Source organism: Halomonas sediminis, assembly GCF_044871105.1.
GTDB classification, from domain to species: Bacteria; Pseudomonadota; Gammaproteobacteria; order Pseudomonadales; family Halomonadaceae; genus Vreelandella; species Vreelandella zhuhanensis.
In genome coordinates, this window is sequence record NZ_CP085246.1 from 1,303,514 (window position 1) to 1,319,620 (window position 16,107).

Consider the following 16,107-nt stretch of genomic DNA (forward strand, 5'->3'; position numbering starts at 1 on the left):
AGTCGCTTAGCCTTCAACAACCGCAAGAATGTCGGATTCGCTCATGATCAGGACTTCTTCGCCATCGATCTTCTGTTTCTCGACCCCGAAGCTATCCTTGAAAATCACGTTGTCGCCAACCTTGACGTCGAGCGGGCGAACTTCACCATTTTCCAGAATGCGTCCGTTACCTACTGCCAGAATTTCACCACGAGTGGGCTTTTCCTGTGCATTGCCCGGAAGCACGATGCCGCCAGCAGTTTTCTGTTCTTCTTCCACGCGACGGATAACGACGCGATCGTGCAAAGGACGGATGTTCATGCTCACGTTCTCCTAACTAGTATCAAGGCCCACATGGGCGGTTATCTAAGTGTCATTCCCTCAGGGGGTGCCTGCCGGGAAGTGAAGGTGCCTGGGGCGCCTTCCTTGTCGATGGTGATACCGCGGATAACTGCGTTATCACCTGAACTGTGTGCTGCCACAAAAGTGGGGGCTGGACGTAGTCTTTCAAGGGGTTGGCACAAAAAAAATCCCTGTTCGCTGAAATGACCAGAGTATTCATGAGCACCGACGAAGAGTATCCCTTAGCGCCGATGAAAAGGTTCGTCACGGCTGATGAAGTCGCCTTCAAGAGGCTGGCTGTTCGATGCCGAAGCCTGGTCATGAGGCTCCTGTTCACGGCGTGGCTGGCGATCCCGTTGAGTGAAATTAGTCTCCTGGTCGTGATGGGGAGCGCGCTTCTTGCCTCCGGCACGCAGTCCCAGCCAAGTCAGTACCTTGAGCAATAGCTGACGTGCAGCAGGTATCAGGCAGGCAAAGCCCAGGGCGTCGGAAAGAAACCCGGGTGCCATCAGCAGGGCACCTCCGAAAATCAATGCCGCACCGGTTAGCAATTCACCGGAGGGAAGTTCTCCTGCATTCATGCGTTGTCTGGCACGAGCCAAGGTGGCCACGCCTTCCTTGCGAATAAGGTGCAAGCCGGCAACGCCGGTGAGTAATATCAGAACCAGGGTAGTCAGGAGGCCGATTTGACTACCCACTGAAAATAGAATGACAAAATCAATAAGGGTAAATAATGAAATAAATAACAAGATGGGCATGCTGGCTCCGAATATAACGTGCTTGATCAATGTGGTGGCATTCCACCAAAAAACAAGTGTGGGGGTTGCTCGATTTTTTATAGGTCATGCGCTATGCTGCGATGCACAATGAATGAGTACTGTGATTGGCGATAAAGAAGCATAGAGTCGATGATAAATTGTTGAAGTGAAAGGAGACGCAAAATGGAATTGGCAAATACAGTCATTGCAATTACCGGTGGTGCCCAAGGGTTGGGTCTCGCCATGGCGAGACGACTCGGTAAGCAAAAGGCAAGGTTGGCGCTGTTGGATATCAGTGCCGAGACGCTGGACAATGCCGTTTCTCAATTACGTGAAGAAGGTATCGAGGCCGAGAGATTTGTTATCGATGTGAGCAATGAAGATTCGGTCATACAAGGATTTGCCGATATTGCCAGGCAGATGGGGTCCATCAACGGCTTGGTCAATAACGCCGGTATCACTAAGGACGCCTTGTTGGTTAAAGCCAAGGAAGGTGAGGTGGACAAACGGATGTCGTTGAAGGATTGGCAGCAGGTTATCGACATCAATCTGACCGGTGTTTTTCTGTGTGGTCGTGAAGCCGCCACCCAGATGATCGAAGCTGGCCATGAAGGGGTAATCGTCAATATTTCCAGTATTTCCCAAGCGGGGAACATGGGCCAGAGCAATTACGCCGCAGCCAAAGCCGGCATTTCGTCGCTTACCGTCACTTGGGCGAACGAGCTGGCCCGCTATGGTATCCGCGTAGGAGGTGTGGCTCCTGGTTTCATGAAGACGGAAATGACCGAATCAATGCGATCGGACATGCTGGAAAGAATTACTTCGAGTGTGCCTCTGAAGCGCTTGGGTGAGCCTGATAATATTGCACAAAGCGTGGAGTTTATTTTTACAAACGATTATTACACCGGCCGTATTCTGGAATGCGATGGGGGTTTGCGCCTTTAATGCCTTGCGCCTTAACATCTGGGATCAAAGGATAACTGCAGTGCTCAAAGTCGGCCTGACCAGGCCGACTTTCACATTGTTGGTGTGGTTGGCGCTTTAAAATGGGTTTTAAAAAAAGTCTCGGTCAAATTCACGGTGAAAATACATCTCCAGGCGCAGTGTCATGGCCCAGCGAGGGTGGTAATCCTCTTCACGCGCAAAGTGCAGTTCAGGGATTACGTCGGCGTAAAGAATGCCCTTGTGCAGGTTGCGACGATAGCGGGTCTGGAGATAGTAATCGTTCAAGCGCGGGTCAGAAACGCTTTCTCCCAAGGCAATGGCCGAGTAACGCAGCGCACTGCGGCGATTGATTCGATGATTGAGTTCGGCGGTTTCGCTATATTCCAGGGTGTCGTGCTCTTCGCGCCACTGAACATTGGTGATAAAGCGTAGGTGCCGGCTGCTGCTGAGCGGCCGACCCATGTCCCAGCGAGTTCTCGCCGAGTAACCATCGTGGCTAAACCAGGAAAGCCGATTGTTGGATTCCAGTTGCCAAGGGCTTTCATTCAAGCTCCAGAGCCGTTCGTTGGTAAAACGAAGATAAGGGTCGAGAGGTAACCGCAAACGCACCCCGCTATCCACACGGTTGTTCCATGTTTCGCGTTTGTCACGCTTTTCTAGCCAGGCGAGGCCCAGGGTGGAGGTGCTCCGGTCGCGCTGATCCCTGGCCAAGCGTCCGGAACCTTGTTCTTCCAAGGTACCCTGGGCTTCTTCCGGGTCACTTTCGATAAGCAGCCTGAGACGTTCTTCCGAGGTAGGCAGATCAAGTCGATAACGTAGGTTGAGCTCGACATCAGTGCCTTCTCCCTCTCGCCAGTCGACTTCCTGACCGATACGCAGGTAAGACTCGTTATCGACTTCTTGATAATCATCGGTGCCGAAAAATCTATCGATGTTTCGTGACGTGGTATCTACCCATCGCGCCACGTTTGCATGGGCCGGAGAAAAATGGCGGTCTGCCCATTCGGGTAGGTCGCTATCGTTAACAGGTTCTGCTTGAGCCATGGAGCTGAAAATTCCACATAGCCAAGCGCTGAATATCTTCTTCATTGAACGTCTCGTTGCATGAGCGACCGGCTCTCCGTCAGTGAACGGTCTCAATTAAGCTGTTGCGTTTCAATACCGTAAATCCAATTTTTTACTTGCCGCGGAGCCTTCCAATCCATAAATGGCAATGACCCCAGGCTCGAGAATGACAGGCTCTTTGCTCTGGAAGAGAGTCATTTCCTCCAGTACCCAGTGTTGCATGATCTGATGTGTGATACGCCAAAAAGATTGGCGGTTTCAAGTCCCAGGTGCAACGCTATTGAAGGGTGCTTGGACCGGCGACCGTTTTCTTGAGCATCTCGGCGTAGACTTTCAGCGGCGTTTGCCAGTCCAGTGTCTTGCGTGGTCGTATTTCAGTGAGTCGGCAAGATCGTCGAGCTCTACCTGGCTGTAGACGGAGAGGTCCGTACCCTCGGGTAGGTACTGCCGCAACAGGCCATGGTAATGATGGCTTGAACAAATAGCGATGCGTTCCTACTGTTTACTAATTAGCTGGTTATGAACCGGAGAATAAGTGTGGATCCAATACGTTTACGCTTTGAGGTAATGCGTGACCTTTATCAGTCACAGCGTGATCGTCGCGAGCAGATTCGAAGTAGCGTGGCCACACCAGTATCCGCGATGGCTTTCACTGTGTTCAATTTGTCGACGTTAGCCACACATCTAAATTTAGAAAATTGGTCTTACCCGGCAAACATGGCAATTTCTATTATGTTTTTTATAAGCATTGTCCTTTTGCTCTCTGGAGCAATACTTATAGTCAGGCTTGAGAGAAGTTTTATATACGTAGATCCCCCCGATCTGGAAGAGCTTGTAAGCGCAGAAAAAATACTTAGATACAGTGAAAATAGTGATGAGGCTGTAGCTGGCCAGCTGCAGGAAATGATGTCGGGTAGCTATGATATAGTCTATCGCTGGTATTTTGCCGCAAATGAACAGGCTGCTAGAGACCGTACCCATGGGCTACATCTAATTTTATTTTCTCTCATTATAATTGTTATTTCTTATGCATTTTTACCTTTTCAGATGTAAGGAAGGATGCTATGAAAAAATTTTTTAGAGGTTTGTTTAGCCACGTACGTCTCCATCATAAGCCTCAAGAAATGCCCCATTGGGTGCGTAAGCGTCTATATGACAATCTTCTTCTCTTAATGGATGAAGAAGAAAATGCACGGCAATTACTCAAACTTCCTATAAAACCTCGCTTGAGTATCGTTGATGAGGAGCGCGTTGTGATGATCTGCCCTTCTGATCGGAAATCACTCAGGCTTGATGAACAAATGCAGCAAGCCCGTAAAGACAAGCAGGAAGCAGACGAGCCAAAAGAATAGACAGTGATCAAAAAAATATGCATGAGTATTTATGCTGAGCATAACCATGTTCCTGCTACCTCATACAGTAGGAGAAAACCAAACTGCATCAGCTAGATTAATCAGCATCTTATTTGAGCGTGCTTGCTGGCGATTCTTTGATAGCTGTGTACGTCCGAACTTGGGCCGTTACAACGAAATCTACGGATCGCTGGGCGCCGTTATCATCCTGCTGATGTGGTTCTGGTTTTCCGCGTTCGTCGTCTTCGATGCCCGCGCCGGTATGTACAATCAACGCATCAAGCTCGTTGAGGAGCTTCGACAGTACCTTCTGGCCCTGCTCGGCGCTGGACACCGAGGGACTGTTCGATACGATGCGGGTGTTGACGCGCATGACTGGCTGATGCCGGCATGGGACCACAGACAGGGGTAGTCACCTGCTTGGCTGGTGACGGTGTTGCTGTCAGCGTGTTCCTGGTGGGGGGTCGGGCCCGTATGCGTTGGATCACCTGCCTGGCCGGTCTACCTGGTTAGGCAATGAACGGGGCCTCAGCTACCAGCGGGAGATCGTTGTACCAGATCTCGATTGCTTCTTGGTTGCGTGCGAAGACAAAGAAGCTGTTGTCCGTTGCCGCCCCCACGGCATGGTACGGCATCTGGGGGTCACTCATGTTGTCGTCCGGATTCGTGCTGGTGACGATCCGCGTGCCGCCATCCTGGGAGTCGAAGATCAGATCATCGGTGAAGGAGGTCTTGAAGAAGATATCGCCCAAGGGGTTGTGGGTTTTCTCCTGGTAGAATACGAAGAGCAGGTCCTTGTCCTCATCGAAGGCCAGGGTCGGCCGACTGGCATTATGCGAGGCTTCATGGACCACGACGGGGGTCTCCCAGGCGCCCGGCAGGCCTTTGAGCGCCCAGACTGCATTCTGGTCGTCCTTCATGGTGACAATGATATCGTTGCCATCCCACAGAGCCGCGAGATGGTCGTCGAGGCTCACGGCATCGGTGACGGTATCGATCGTCCAGCCGCTGCCGTAATCGGCGGGCGACGCGGGGGTTGCCTGGTAGGCGAACTGCCAGAGCCCGGTGGCATCGTCTCCATAGACGAGCCCCATATGATCGATCCCGTTCTGCTGGAAAGCCACGATGTCGACCTTGTCGTTACCGTTGCTGCCGCCGTTGGAGGTTGGCCCGGAGGCGATGTTACTCACGGCCCAGGTGGAGAGGCCACTAGAGAGAGGGTACGCCAACTTCAGCCCCTGCTCGCCACCGGCCGCCGAGGGGCCGATGAGGGATAAGACCGGATGGCCGTTCTGGTCGAGACCGAGTGCCATATCGGCGTTCCGCTGCCACTCGGCACCCGTCAGTTTGCCACCTGATCCGGCGATCTGGATGTTGTCCGCGATCTGGAACGTTCCCGTTGGGGCCTCGTATTGCAGCTTGAAAAGGCGAGGCTGGGATTCAGTCGGGCCATAATTGATGACGTAGAGCGTATCGGTTTCATCGTGCCAGGCGATGTCGGCACGTCGGCCGCTGCTCAGCATGGTGGGGCTTGACTTGGTCCAGCCCCCCAGCGTGCCAGGCTCGGGAAGCGGACCGTCGAAGCGGTAGACATGCCATCCCGTTTCCTCCGGCAACACCCCCCACCAGGCACCATCGTGATAGAAGCTCTTGGTGGCGTTGGTGTGCTCGAAGTTGCGCTGGTCGCTCGTGCTGAAGGCCGTCGCGATGTACGAGGTCTCCAGCGGCAAGGGAGGGGGATCATCCGACTGGATGACGGTGATGCTGACCGTGGCGGGATCACTGAGAAGTTCTCCGTCGGAGGCGCGATAGGTGAAGCTGTCCTCGCCGTAGAAGTACGTGTCCGGGGTATAGGTGAGGGTGCCATCAGTGTTGAACGTGAGGCTGCCGTTGTCGGGCAGGGTGAGCGAGCCCACGCTCAGGACATCGCCATCGGGGTCACTGTCGTTGGCCAGCACATCGATCTGTACCTGGTTACCCTGGACTATCTCTGCGCTGTCATTGGTGGCCAACGGCGGGTTGTTGGTCAGATCGTCATCCGGAGCGCTGTACTCGACGATTAGCTTGGGTGGGGTGGTGCCTTCCGCCGAATCGAAGAACCAACCGTCGGAACCGGTGGGCAGAAAGGCCCATCCGAGGTTCAGCTGGCCGTCGGCCCAGGCCTGCAGGCTGGTGGCGACGTCAAGGCGTGTCGTGCCGATCTCGACGAAGCCGGTGTCGACGTCTGCATCGGCCAGGGCTTCGACGCCGTTGGCCTGGATGCCGCTCCCCAGGCTGTTCCAGGTGTCGGTATCACGCCAGGGCTGGAGCATGCGGTGGAGCTTGGCGCCGTCGCCCGCATTAGTGGTCTGCAGTTCCAGGGTGGCGGAGAGGATGGTGGCACCCAGGGGAATCTGCCCATTGGTGCTGCCGAAGAGGTTGTCGAAGCGCAGCAGTGCCTGCACGTTGCTGCCATTAACATTACCGCTATCGTAACTATCGACCTCGAGTGTCGTCGCTGTGGCTCTGCTCGCGTCGGGCTGCGCCTGGTGCAGCTCGGTGTCTGCCACGCCCGCATAGCCATCCTGGTCCTGCTGGAACTGGATGATTTTCTCGTCACTGGCCGCCTCGACGGTGATGCTGACCGTGGCGGGATCACTGAGAAGTTCTCCGTCGGAGGCCCGGTAGGTGAAGCTGTCCTCACCGTAGAAGTACGTGTCCGGGGTATAGGTGAGGGTGCCGTCGGCGTTGAGCGTGAGACTGCCGTTGTCGGGCAGGGTGAGCGTGCCCACGCTCAGCGCATCGCCGTCGGGGTCACTGTCATTGGCCAGCACGTCGATCTGTACCTGGTTACCCTGGAGGGTGGTGGCGCTGTCGGCGCTAGCCAGCGGCGGGTTGTTGTCCGGTTCTTGTGGCATATGGTTGTACTCGACGATCAGCTTGGGTGAGGTCGTGCCTTCCGCCGAATCGAAGAACCAACCGTCGGAACCGGTGGGCAGGAAGGTCCATCCGAGGTTCAGCTGGCCGTCGGCCCAGGCCTGCAGGCTGGTGGCGACGTCCAGGCGTGTCGTTCCGACGCCGACGAAGCCGGTATCGAGATCGGCTTGGGTCAGGGCTTGGACGCTATCGGCCTGGATGCCGCTCCCCAGGCTGTTCCAGGTGTCGGTATCACGCCAGGGCTGGAGCATGCGGTGGAGCTTGGCGCCGTCGCCCGCGTTGGTGGTCTGCAGTTCCAGGGTGGCGGAGAGGATGGTGGCACCCAGGGGAATCTGCCCATTAGTGCTGCCGAAGAGGTTGTCGAAGCGCAGCAGTGCCTGCACGTTGCTGCCATTAACGTTACCGCTATCGTAACTATCGACCTCGAGTGTCGTCACTGTGGCTCGGCTCGTGTCGGGCTGCGCCTGGTGCAGCTCGGTGTCTGCCACGCCTGCATAGCCATCCTGGCCCTGCTGGAACTGGACGACCGGAGGTGCCTCGACGCTAACGCTGACCGTGACCGGGTCGCTCTCCAGCGCGCCATCGAAGGCCTGGTAGGTAAAGCTGTCCGCGCCAACGAAGCCCGGCGCCGGGGTGTAGCTGAGGGTGTCGTCGGCGTTGAGGGTGACGCTGCCATTGGCGGGCTGGGTGACGGTGCCCACGCTCAGCGCATCGCCGTCGGGGTCGCTGTCGTTGGCCAGCACGGCGACCTGCACCGCGGTGTCCTGGACGGTGGTGGCGCTGTCGGCGCTGGCGATGGGCGCGGCGTTGGGCGCCTCGACGGTGACGCTGACGGTGACCGGGTCGCTCTCCAGCGCGCCATCGGAGGCCTGGTAGGTAAAGCTGTCCGCGCCAACGAAGCCCGGCGCCGGGGTGTAGCTGAGGGTGTCGTCGGCGTTGAGGGTGACGCTGCCATTGGCGGGCTGGGTGACGGTGCCCACGCTCAGCGCATCGCCGTCGGGGTCGCTGTCGTTGGCCAGCACGGCGACCTGCACCGCGGTGTCCTGGACGGTGGTGGCGCTGTCGGCGCTGGCGATGGGCGCGGCGTTGGGCGCCTCGACGGTGACGCTGACGGTGACCGGGTCGCTCTCCAGCGCGCCATCGAAGGCCCGGTAGGTAAAGCTGTCCGCGCCGGTGAAGCCCGGCGCCGGGGTGTAGCTGAGGGTGTCATCGGCGTTGAGGGTGACGCTGCCATTGGCGGGCTGGGTGACGGTGCCCACGCTCAGCGCATCGCCGTCGGGGTCGCTGTCGTTGGCCAGCACGGCGATCTGCACCGCGGTGTCCTGGACGGTGGTGGCGCTGTCGGCGCTGGCGATGGGCGCGGCGTTGGGCGCCTCGACGGTGACGCTGACGGTGACCGGGTCGCTCTCCAGCGCGCCATCGAAGGCCCGGTAGGTAAAGCTGTCCGCGCCGGTGAAGCCCGGCGCCGGGGTGTAGCTGAGGGTGTCATCGGCGTTGAGGGTGACGCTGCCATTGGCGGGCTGGGTGACGGTGCCCACGCTCAGCGCATCGCCGTCGGGGTCGCTGTCGTTGGCCAGCACGGCGACCTGCACCGCGGTGTCCTGGACGGTGGTGGCGCTGTCGGCGCTGGCGATGGGCGCGGCGTTGGGCGCCTCGACGGTGACGCTGACGGTGACCGGGTCGCTCTCCAGCGCGCCATCGAAGGCCCGGTAGGTAAAGCTGTCCGCGCCGGTGAAGCCCGGCGCCGGGGTGTAGCTGAGGGTGTCGTCGGCGTTGAGGGTGACGCTGCCATTGGCGGGCTGGGTGACGGTGCCCACGCTCAGCGCATCGCCGTCGGGGTCGCTGTCGTTGGCCAGCACGGCGATCTGCACCGCGGTGTCCTGGACGGTGGTGGCGCTGTCGGCGCTGGCGATGGGGGCGGCGTTGGGCGCCTCGACGGTGACGCTGACGGTGACCGGGTCGCTCTCCAGCGCGCCGTCGAAGGCCCGGTAGGTAAAGCTGTCCGCGCCGGTGAAGCCCGGCGCCGGGGTGTAGCTGAGGGTGTCATCGGCGTTGAGGGTGACGCTGCCATTGGCGGGCTGGGTGACGGTGCCCACGCTCAGCGCATCGCCGTCGGGGTCGCTGTCGTTGGCCAGCACGGCGATCTGCACCGCGGTGTCCTGGACGGTGGTGGCGCTGTCGGCGCTGGCGATGGGCGCGGCGTTGGGCGCCTCGACGGTGACGCTGACGGTGACCGGGTCGCTCTCCAGCGCGCCATCGAAGGCCCGGTAGGTAAAGCTGTCCGCGCCGGTGAAGCCCGGCGCCGGGGTGTAGCTGAGGGTGTCATCGGCGTTGAGGGTGACGCTGCCATTGGCGGGCTGGGTGACGCGCTCTCAGCGCATCGCCGTCGGGGTCGCTGTCGTTGGCCAGCACGGCGATCTGCACCGCGGTGTCCTGGACGGTGGTGGCGCTGTCGGCGCTGGCGATGGGCGCGGCGTTGGGCGCCTCGACGGTGACGCTGACGGTGACCGGGTCGCTCTCCAGCGCGCCATCGAAGGCCCGGTAGGTAAAGCTGTCCGCGCCGGTGAAGCCCGGCGCCGGGGTGTAGCTGAGGGTGTCGTCGGCGTTGAGGGTGACGCTGCCATTGGCGGGCTGGGTGACGGTGCCCACGCTCAGCGCATCGCCGTCGGGGTCGCTGTCGTTGGCCAGCACGGCGATCTGCACCGCGGTGTCCTGGACGGTGGTGGCGCTGTCGGCGCTGGCGATGGGGGCGGCGTTGGGCGCCTCGACGGTGACGCTGACGGTGACCGGGTCGCTCTCCAGCGCGCCGTCGAAGGCCCGGTAGGTAAAGCTGTCCGCGCCGGTGAAGCCCGGCGCCGGGGTGTAGCTGAGGGTGTCATCGGCGTTGAGGGTGACGCTGCCATTGGCGGGCTGGGTGACGGTGCCCACGCTCAGCGCATCGCCGTCGGGGTCGCTGTCGTTGGCCAGCACGGCGATCTGCACCGCGGTGTCCTGGACGGTGGTGGCGCTGTCGGCGCTGGCGATGGGCGCGGCATTGGGCGTTGGAAGGCTGTACTCGACGATCAGCTTGGGTGGGATCGTTCCTTCGGCCGAGTCGAACTCCCAGTCGTCTGGTCCAAGGGGCAGAAATGCCCAGCCGTAGTTTGCCTCTCCATCGGCCCAGGCTTGCAGACTCGTCGTGACATCCAGCAGAGTGGTGCCGGCCTCGATTACACCGGTGTCGAGGTCGTTTTGTGGCGCGGCCTCCACACCGTTGGCCTGGATGCCGTTCTCGAGGCTGTCCCAAGTCTCTCCATCGCTCCAAGGATGAAGCATGCGGTGGAGTTGTGCCCCGTCACCCGGAATGATCGTCTGTAACTCCAGAGTGGCGGAGATGATGGTAGCGCCCAGCGGAATCTGTCCAGTGTCGTCGCCGAAAATATCCTGGAAGCTGAGCAGTGCCTGAGCCTCACCTTGCGGGTCATCGCCGTCGACGGTGAGTGTTTTAAATTTCGCCCGGTTGGCTCGAGATTGCCCCTCGTACAGAAAAGTGTCCACCACTCCCGCATAGCCGTCATTGCCATGCTGGAACTGGACGGTGGTCGACTCCACTTCACTGTTGGCAGTTGAATCTTCCATCAGTGCCCCTTCACCGCAGACGGGCGGTGTCACTGTTGTTACACAGGGTATGAGTCAAGAGATCCTTTCATGACTCTGGGCTGGCTGGCAGGGGGCTTCACTGCAAGGTTCGGAAAGGAACTCTAGTCTAAGTTAAAAAGATAGATTCTTCGGGAGATTACCGTGAGATTAAAAACGCCACCACTGCCGGCTCAAATAAACCAGTCCCGTTACTCCTCTGATAATGAGGATAACTAATCCAAGAGCGCTTGCCTGGAATCCGAATCCTTGAACCTGGCACCTCAAATGGCTGCTAACCCGCTGACGTGCATGGTAATGTAGCCAGATCAGCCCTTTACCCGTACTGTATCATGCCCAACATCCAGTTCCGCGCCAGTGGTCGCACCCTCACTAGCCATGCCGGCCTCTCAATCATCGGCCAGTGTTTCGATCTTGCCGGTATCGACAGCCTCGACGCTCGCTTCCCAACCTCCCAGAGGTGGCGACCAGCAACATCGTCAAGGCCTATCTGCGCCTGTGTGTCCGGCAAACTATAGCCACTTCATACCATATCAAAATGGGATGTCATGCGAGCCTACCGGTTGGTAAAAGCCAACCAAGGTAGCGCAGGGATTGACGGAGAGTCACTGAGTGACTTTGACCTCAATCTGAAAAGGAACCTGTACAAGATCTGGAACCATCTGTCCTCAGGTACCTACTTCCCACCGCCGGTGATGGCAGTGGCCATCCCCAAGAAAACGGGTGGGGAGCGTATCCTGGGCATACCCATCGTCAGGGATCGAATTGCTCAGATGGTCGTCAAGCTTGCATTTGAGCCCTCAGTAGAACGCATCTTTCTCTCGGATTCCTATGGCTACAGGCCGGGAAAGTCGGCACTGTATGCGGTCGGCATCACGCGCGAAAGCGATGCTGGCAATTCGATTGGGTGCTGGAGTTTGACATCAAAGGGCTGTTCGACAATATTCGTCATGGCTTTCTGATGAAGACCGTCGAGAAACATTCGGACTTACCGTGGGTCAAGTTATATATTGAACACTGATTGACTGCACCACTGCAATGAAAGGACGGAGAACGGGTTGTCAGAACACAGGGAACGCCTCAAGGAGGCGTCGTCAGTCCTGTACTGGCAAATCTCTTTCTGCACTACGTTTTTGACAAGTGGTTAGAGAGACACTATCCAAGCGTCAAGTGGTGCCGTCACGCGGATGACGGTCTTATACACTGCCACTCCCGTGAAGAAGCGGAGCACATGCTCTCGGTTCTGCGGAGTCATTTTGCAGAATGTGGTCTGGAGTTGCATCCTATCAAGACCAAGGTCGCATACTGCAAAGATGGCAGCCGGAAAGGTAATCATGAACATACATAGTTTGACTTTCTGGGGTATACGTTTCGACGGCGTGTCGTCAAAAACCGAACACGCAACAGCCTATTTCTCAGCTTAACACCCGCAGTGAGCAAGTCATCATTAAAAGGCATGCAGTAGAAGATCAGGGAGTTGCGCGTTCGGTCCCGCACGGAGCTAAGCATTGCCCAAATGGCAAAATGGCTGAACCCGGTCCTGAATGGCTGGCTCGCCTACTACGGAGCCTTCTATCGATCGGTGTTGTATGTCATTTTTCGGCATTTCAACAAAGCGTTGGTGCGATGGGCGAGAAGAAAATTCAAGCCATTGAGACGATACAAGATACAAGCATCGAAATTCATGGAAAGGATTTCGGAGCAGTGCCCCACTTATTTGCCCACTGGCGGCAGGGTATGCGTGGATCGGAAGATGCCTGCAAAATCCACCGTGGATAGGCCGCTGAAAACCTCGCAAGAGTGCGCCATATCGTGCTGAATTATCTAAAAGACGAAACAAGTTTTAAAGGGGGTATCCGGCGTAAACAGAAAAAAGCGGCACTGGATGAAAGTTACTTGGCAACCGTTCTCGCGGTATGAAAGTTTTCGCGCGTTTTCCCGGTAGACCATATTAGGGACAGTTTTAAGGGGAGGTAAAGCTAATAGGTTGAAAATTAGCAAGTAACTGGTGCGGATGGGGAGACTCGAACTCCCACGCCTTACGGCACTAGAAAATCCTCTATAAATCAAGGGCCTTCGTGTTAGCGCCCGCTAGCCAATTGAGTGGAAGTGTGACACCCAACGGTGAGTTGGTTGTTGATGCTCATCGTAGCGACGTGTATTCGATACAGCAAGGTATAACCCTTATCAGTTCCCCACTGAATTACACGGGGTGAGCGGCACAGGTCTGTGAGAAATAGGGGGCTTACTGGAACGGTTTTAATGGCCGAGCCAGTTATTTTGTATGAGTGACAACACATAGATAGCTGCGTAGGCTCTAAGAATAACGAACTAATGGCTCTACGGGAGCCAGCACGCAGGGAACAACGTCACATGGCCTTCGATCAGACCTATTGCATGAAAACCCTCACTGCTGCCACTCGGGCTGATACCGACCACAGTGAATTCATCTACGCTTTTCTCGATGCCTACGCCTTTCCAAAGGCAACCATCACCCAGATTCGCAACGGTAGTCAGCGCAACGTGGCCAGTCGGAAGGACGATGGGCACGTCGCCCTGAAGAACTGGCTCTACTTTATGCCGGTGCGCCAAGGGGAGAGCACTCACGAGGCATTGCAGGTGCTGGCGGACGAAGATGACCCAGCTCGTCACAAGTGCCGCTTCCTGGTTGTCACGGACTACCGGGAACTGACAGCACTCGATACCAAGACAGACGAGCGTCTGGAGGTCGTTTTGAGTGATCTTCCCACGCAATACCTCTTCTTCGCCCCGATGGCTGGCTTGGAGCGCACCAAGCACTTCGATGAGGCGTCTGCTGACCTGAAGGCGGCTGCGAAGATGGGGCGGCTGTTTGATCGCTTGAAGGAAGTCAACGAATTCAGCGCGCCCGAGCAGCTCCATTCACTGAATGTCTTCCTGACTCGTCTATTGTTCTGCTACTTCGCAGAAGACACCGGCATCTTCCCCAAGAACGCCTTCACCAACGTCATCACCGAGGCCAGCAGTGAGAACGGGGAGGGGTTGCCTGATCTGCTTGCGCAGCTGTTCCGGGTGATGAATCAGCCGGAGAGTGAGCGTTCGGCAGATCTTCCTGCCCATATCGCCCAGTTCCCCTACGTCAATGGCGGCCTGTTCCGTGATGATTTGCCTATGCCGGAGATTCGCGGCAAGGGGCGACGCATGATGATCGAATGCGGCCAGCTCGCTTGGGAGGCGGTGAACCCCGACATCTTCGGTTCTATGTTCCAGGCAGTCGTGGATGAAAAGAGCCGAGACGCGCTTGGCCAACACTACACCTCTGTGCCTAACATTATGAAGGTAATTCGCCCACTGTTCCTCGACAAGCTCTATGTCGAGCTGCACAAGGCCAAGGGCAATCGCAAGAAACTTGAGGCGCTGCTGGAGAGGCTGACGCGGATTAGTATATTCGACCCGGCGATGGGTTCAGGCAATTTTCTGATCATTTCCTACAAGGAGCTTCGCCGCTTAGAGATGGCGGTGTTTCGTGCGCTACAGGAGGTCTCTGATCAGCAAGAGATGTTCATGAGTGGGATTCGGCTTAACCAGTTCTATGGAATCGAGATCAATGACCTCGCTCATGAAATCGCTCAACTTTCTCTTTGGCTTGCTGAGCATCAAATGAATATTTTTTTTCGTGAGCAGTTTGGGTATTCGAAGCCGCCTTTGCCCTTGCAGAATGTAGAGAATCTGGTCTTTGGGAACAGTCTCCATATTGATTGGGAGGTGGTTTGTCCTAAAGGTAGTGATCAGAAGGTTTATGTGGTCGGTAATCCGCCTTACAGGGGAAGCAAGAACAGAACAAAAGAGCAAACACTCGACATGGGTATTGCTTTTAAAGGTGTTAAAGGTTTTAAGAATTTAGATTTTATATCTGCATGGTTTTGGAAAGCAGCGCTCTACTCAGGGGAGAATGTAAAGACTGCTTTTGTAAGCACGAACTCAATTTGCCAAGGAGAGCAAGTGTCCCTTCTTTGGAAGCCAGTCCTAGACCTAGGTGTAGAGATTGAGTTTGCTTATCAACCATTTGTCTGGGATAACAAGGCGAGGGATAAGGCAAATGTGCATGTGGTTATTATTTGCTTTGGAGTAAATGTAGAAAAAAAGAAAATATACCATAGGCTAGAGGGTAGCTGGCACTGTAAGGAGGTGAAGAATATTAGCCCCTATTTGGTCGAGGGTGATAATACGATTGTAAGCTCAAGGAGAGTGCCTCTTTCTGCAGTTCCAAAGATTAGATTTGGTAGTATGGCGAACGATGGTGGTGCGCTTTTTCTCAGCACTGACGAAAAAAACGGAATCATATCAGTAACTCCTTTTGCAAAAAGGTTTATCCGGAAATTCTTGGGGTCAAGTGAGTATTTTCATGGAAAGGAAAGGTGGTGCATATGGGTCGATGAGGTAGATTGTGAGGAGGCTATTAATATTGCTTCTTTTAGCCGGAGGTTTAAAAGTGTTGAGTCACATAGGCTTGCAAGTGATCGTGAAGCAACAAAAAATTTGGCGAAATTTCCATACCGCTTTGGAGAGGTTCGTCAGCCTAATGATGAATACATAATTGTGCCAAGGCATAGCTCTATACTAAGAGATACAATTCCGTTGTCCATTGTGAAGAGTGAGGTAGTTTGTGGTGATCATAATCTACTGATCCCGACAAGTAGTCTTTTTGTTTTTGGAGTGTTAAGTAGTGCCATGCATGTCGCATGGTTAAAAATTGCCGGAGCTAAAATAAAGAGTGATTACAGGTATTCGGCAGGATTGGTTTACAACACCTTCGTATGGCCTGAATCCAGTAAGGCGCAGAGTAGTGAAGTTGAAAAGCTAGCAAGAAAAGTCATTTTGGAGCGCGCAGCCTCTCCTGATAAGACCCTTGCAGAACTATATGATCCAGGCAAGATGCCCATTAAACTCCTAGAAACTCATCAGGCGCTGGATAGTGCCGTGGAGAAGCTCTATCGCGACCGTCCTTTCCGCGATACCACTGAGCGCCAGGAGTATCTTCTGGCCCGCTACGAGGCGTTAATCGAGGCCGAGAAGGCGTCAAAGCCAAGTCGAACCAAGAAATCTCGCAACGCTGTTATCGAGGAGGGCTAAGG

At 56.0% G+C, this 16,107-nt stretch carries 13 protein-coding genes and 4 pseudogenes; 9 read left to right on the forward strand and 8 right to left on the reverse strand.

Going from position 1 to position 16,107, the window contains the following annotated elements:
• Positions 1-6: 6 nt before the first annotated feature.
• Both LG290_RS06325 and LG290_RS06330 read right to left on the reverse strand, forming a co-directional pair.
• A complete protein-coding gene (locus LG290_RS06325) occupies positions 7-300 on the reverse strand; it encodes a co-chaperone GroES (protein ID WP_160416972.1) in 294 nt (97 codons plus the stop codon).
• 263 nt (positions 301-563) lie between these two features.
• On the reverse strand, positions 564-1,079 hold the full coding sequence (locus LG290_RS06330; RefSeq protein ID WP_499836697.1) for an FxsA family protein: 516 nt from the start codon (positions 1,077-1,079) through the stop codon (positions 564-566).
• A 183-nt stretch (positions 1,080-1,262) separates the two neighbouring features.
• Between LG290_RS06330 and LG290_RS06335 the strand changes: the two genes are divergently transcribed.
• Positions 1,263-2,024: an SDR family oxidoreductase gene (locus LG290_RS06335; RefSeq protein WP_499836698.1), complete on the forward strand. Its 762-nt coding sequence runs from the start codon at positions 1,263-1,265 to the stop codon at positions 2,022-2,024.
• Between the two features lie 108 nt (positions 2,025-2,132).
• Here LG290_RS06335 and LG290_RS06340 read toward each other — a convergent pair whose 3' ends face one another.
• Positions 2,133-3,068: a hypothetical protein gene (locus LG290_RS06340; RefSeq protein ID WP_371829343.1), complete on the reverse strand. Its 936-nt coding sequence runs from the start codon at positions 3,066-3,068 to the stop codon at positions 2,133-2,135.
• 298 nt (positions 3,069-3,366) lie between these two features.
• Positions 3,367-3,551 (reverse strand): annotated as a pseudogene (locus tag LG290_RS06345) (IS30 family transposase); the annotation flags it as partial.
• Positions 3,552-3,626: 75 nt separating this feature from the next.
• Here LG290_RS06345 and LG290_RS06350 point away from each other — a divergent pair.
• From LG290_RS06350 to LG290_RS06360, 3 genes are read left to right on the forward strand one after another with little or no spacing between them, the layout of a single operon-like run.
• Entirely contained in the window at positions 3,627-4,142 is a 516-nt protein-coding gene (locus LG290_RS06350; protein ID WP_160416968.1) for a hypothetical protein, read from the forward strand.
• Between the two features lie 11 nt (positions 4,143-4,153).
• On the forward strand, positions 4,154-4,441 hold the full coding sequence (locus tag LG290_RS06355; RefSeq protein WP_499836699.1) for a hypothetical protein: 288 nt from the start codon (positions 4,154-4,156) through the stop codon (positions 4,439-4,441).
• A gap of 46 nt (positions 4,442-4,487) precedes the next feature.
• Complete coding sequence (locus tag LG290_RS06360; protein ID WP_499837050.1) at positions 4,488-4,853, forward strand: YhjD/YihY/BrkB family envelope integrity protein; 366 nt, start codon at positions 4,488-4,490, stop codon at positions 4,851-4,853.
• A gap of 97 nt (positions 4,854-4,950) precedes the next feature.
• On the opposite strand, the gene LG290_RS06365 is transcribed toward LG290_RS06360, so the two are convergent.
• From LG290_RS06365 to LG290_RS06375, 3 genes and pseudogenes are all read right to left on the reverse strand, one after another.
• Positions 4,951-9,507: an Ig-like domain-containing protein gene (locus LG290_RS06365; RefSeq protein WP_499836700.1), complete on the reverse strand. Its 4,557-nt coding sequence runs from the start codon at positions 9,505-9,507 to the stop codon at positions 4,951-4,953.
• An 84-nt stretch (positions 9,508-9,591) separates the two neighbouring features.
• Positions 9,592-9,663 (reverse strand): annotated as a pseudogene (locus LG290_RS06370) (hypothetical protein); the annotation flags it as partial.
• Positions 9,664-9,679: 16 nt separating this feature from the next.
• Complete coding sequence (locus tag LG290_RS06375; RefSeq protein ID WP_499836701.1) at positions 9,680-10,975, reverse strand: Ig-like domain-containing protein; 1,296 nt, start codon at positions 10,973-10,975, stop codon at positions 9,680-9,682.
• A gap of 350 nt (positions 10,976-11,325) precedes the next feature.
• On the opposite strand from LG290_RS06375, the pseudogene LG290_RS06380 reads away from it, so the two are divergent.
• The 4 genes and pseudogenes from LG290_RS06380 to LG290_RS06395 all read left to right on the forward strand — a co-directional run.
• Positions 11,326-11,492 (forward strand): annotated as a pseudogene (locus tag LG290_RS06380) (IS1380 family transposase); the annotation flags it as partial.
• Between the two features lie 49 nt (positions 11,493-11,541).
• Positions 11,542-11,955 carry an RNA-directed DNA polymerase gene (locus LG290_RS06385; RefSeq protein ID WP_499836702.1) on the forward strand — a complete coding sequence of 138 codons (414 nt, stop codon included), beginning with the start codon at positions 11,542-11,544 and terminating at the stop codon, positions 11,953-11,955.
• 143 nt (positions 11,956-12,098) lie between these two features.
• On the forward strand, positions 12,099-12,341 hold the full coding sequence (locus LG290_RS06390; protein ID WP_499837051.1) for a reverse transcriptase domain-containing protein: 243 nt from the start codon (positions 12,099-12,101) through the stop codon (positions 12,339-12,341).
• A gap of 168 nt (positions 12,342-12,509) precedes the next feature.
• On the forward strand, positions 12,510-12,812 hold the full coding sequence (locus LG290_RS06395; protein ID WP_499836703.1) for a group II intron maturase-specific domain-containing protein: 303 nt from the start codon (positions 12,510-12,512) through the stop codon (positions 12,810-12,812).
• A 187-nt stretch (positions 12,813-12,999) separates the two neighbouring features.
• On the opposite strand, the pseudogene LG290_RS06400 reads toward LG290_RS06395, so the two are convergent.
• Positions 13,000-13,085 (reverse strand): annotated as a pseudogene (locus tag LG290_RS06400).
• Between the two features lie 281 nt (positions 13,086-13,366).
• On the opposite strand from LG290_RS06400, the gene LG290_RS06405 reads away from it, so the two are divergent.
• Positions 13,367-16,105, forward strand: a complete 2,739-nt coding sequence (locus tag LG290_RS06405; protein ID WP_499836705.1) for a DNA methyltransferase — start codon at positions 13,367-13,369, stop codon at positions 16,103-16,105.
• The last annotated feature ends 2 nt before the right edge of the window (positions 16,106-16,107 follow it).

What these genes read in the sequence shown, in the direction of transcription:
- LG290_RS06385 (WP_499836702.1), top strand. Translation starts at nt 11,542, where the DNA reads ATGCGAGCCTACCGGTTGGTAAAAGCCAACCAAGGTAGCGCAGGGATT.
- LG290_RS06395 (WP_499836703.1), top strand. Translation starts at nt 12,510, where the DNA reads ATGGCAAAATGGCTGAACCCGGTCCTGAATGGCTGGCTCGCCTACTAC.
- LG290_RS06330 (WP_499836697.1), bottom strand. Translation starts at nt 1,079, where the DNA reads ATGCCCATCTTGTTATTTATTTCATTATTTACCCTTATTGATTTTGTC.
- LG290_RS06340 (WP_371829343.1), bottom strand. Translation starts at nt 3,068, where the DNA reads ATGGCTCAAGCAGAACCTGTTAACGATAGCGACCTACCCGAATGGGCA.
- LG290_RS06405 (WP_499836705.1), top strand. Translation starts at nt 13,367, where the DNA reads ATGGCCTTCGATCAGACCTATTGCATGAAAACCCTCACTGCTGCCACT.
- LG290_RS06355 (WP_499836699.1), top strand. Translation starts at nt 4,154, where the DNA reads ATGAAAAAATTTTTTAGAGGTTTGTTTAGCCACGTACGTCTCCATCAT.
- LG290_RS06325 (WP_160416972.1), bottom strand. Translation starts at nt 300, where the DNA reads ATGAACATCCGTCCTTTGCACGATCGCGTCGTTATCCGTCGCGTGGAA.
- LG290_RS06360 (WP_499837050.1), top strand. Translation starts at nt 4,488, where the DNA reads ATGTTCCTGCTACCTCATACAGTAGGAGAAAACCAAACTGCATCAGCT.
- LG290_RS06335 (WP_499836698.1), top strand. Translation starts at nt 1,263, where the DNA reads ATGGAATTGGCAAATACAGTCATTGCAATTACCGGTGGTGCCCAAGGG.
- LG290_RS06375 (WP_499836701.1), bottom strand. Translation starts at nt 10,975, where the DNA reads ATGGAAGATTCAACTGCCAACAGTGAAGTGGAGTCGACCACCGTCCAG.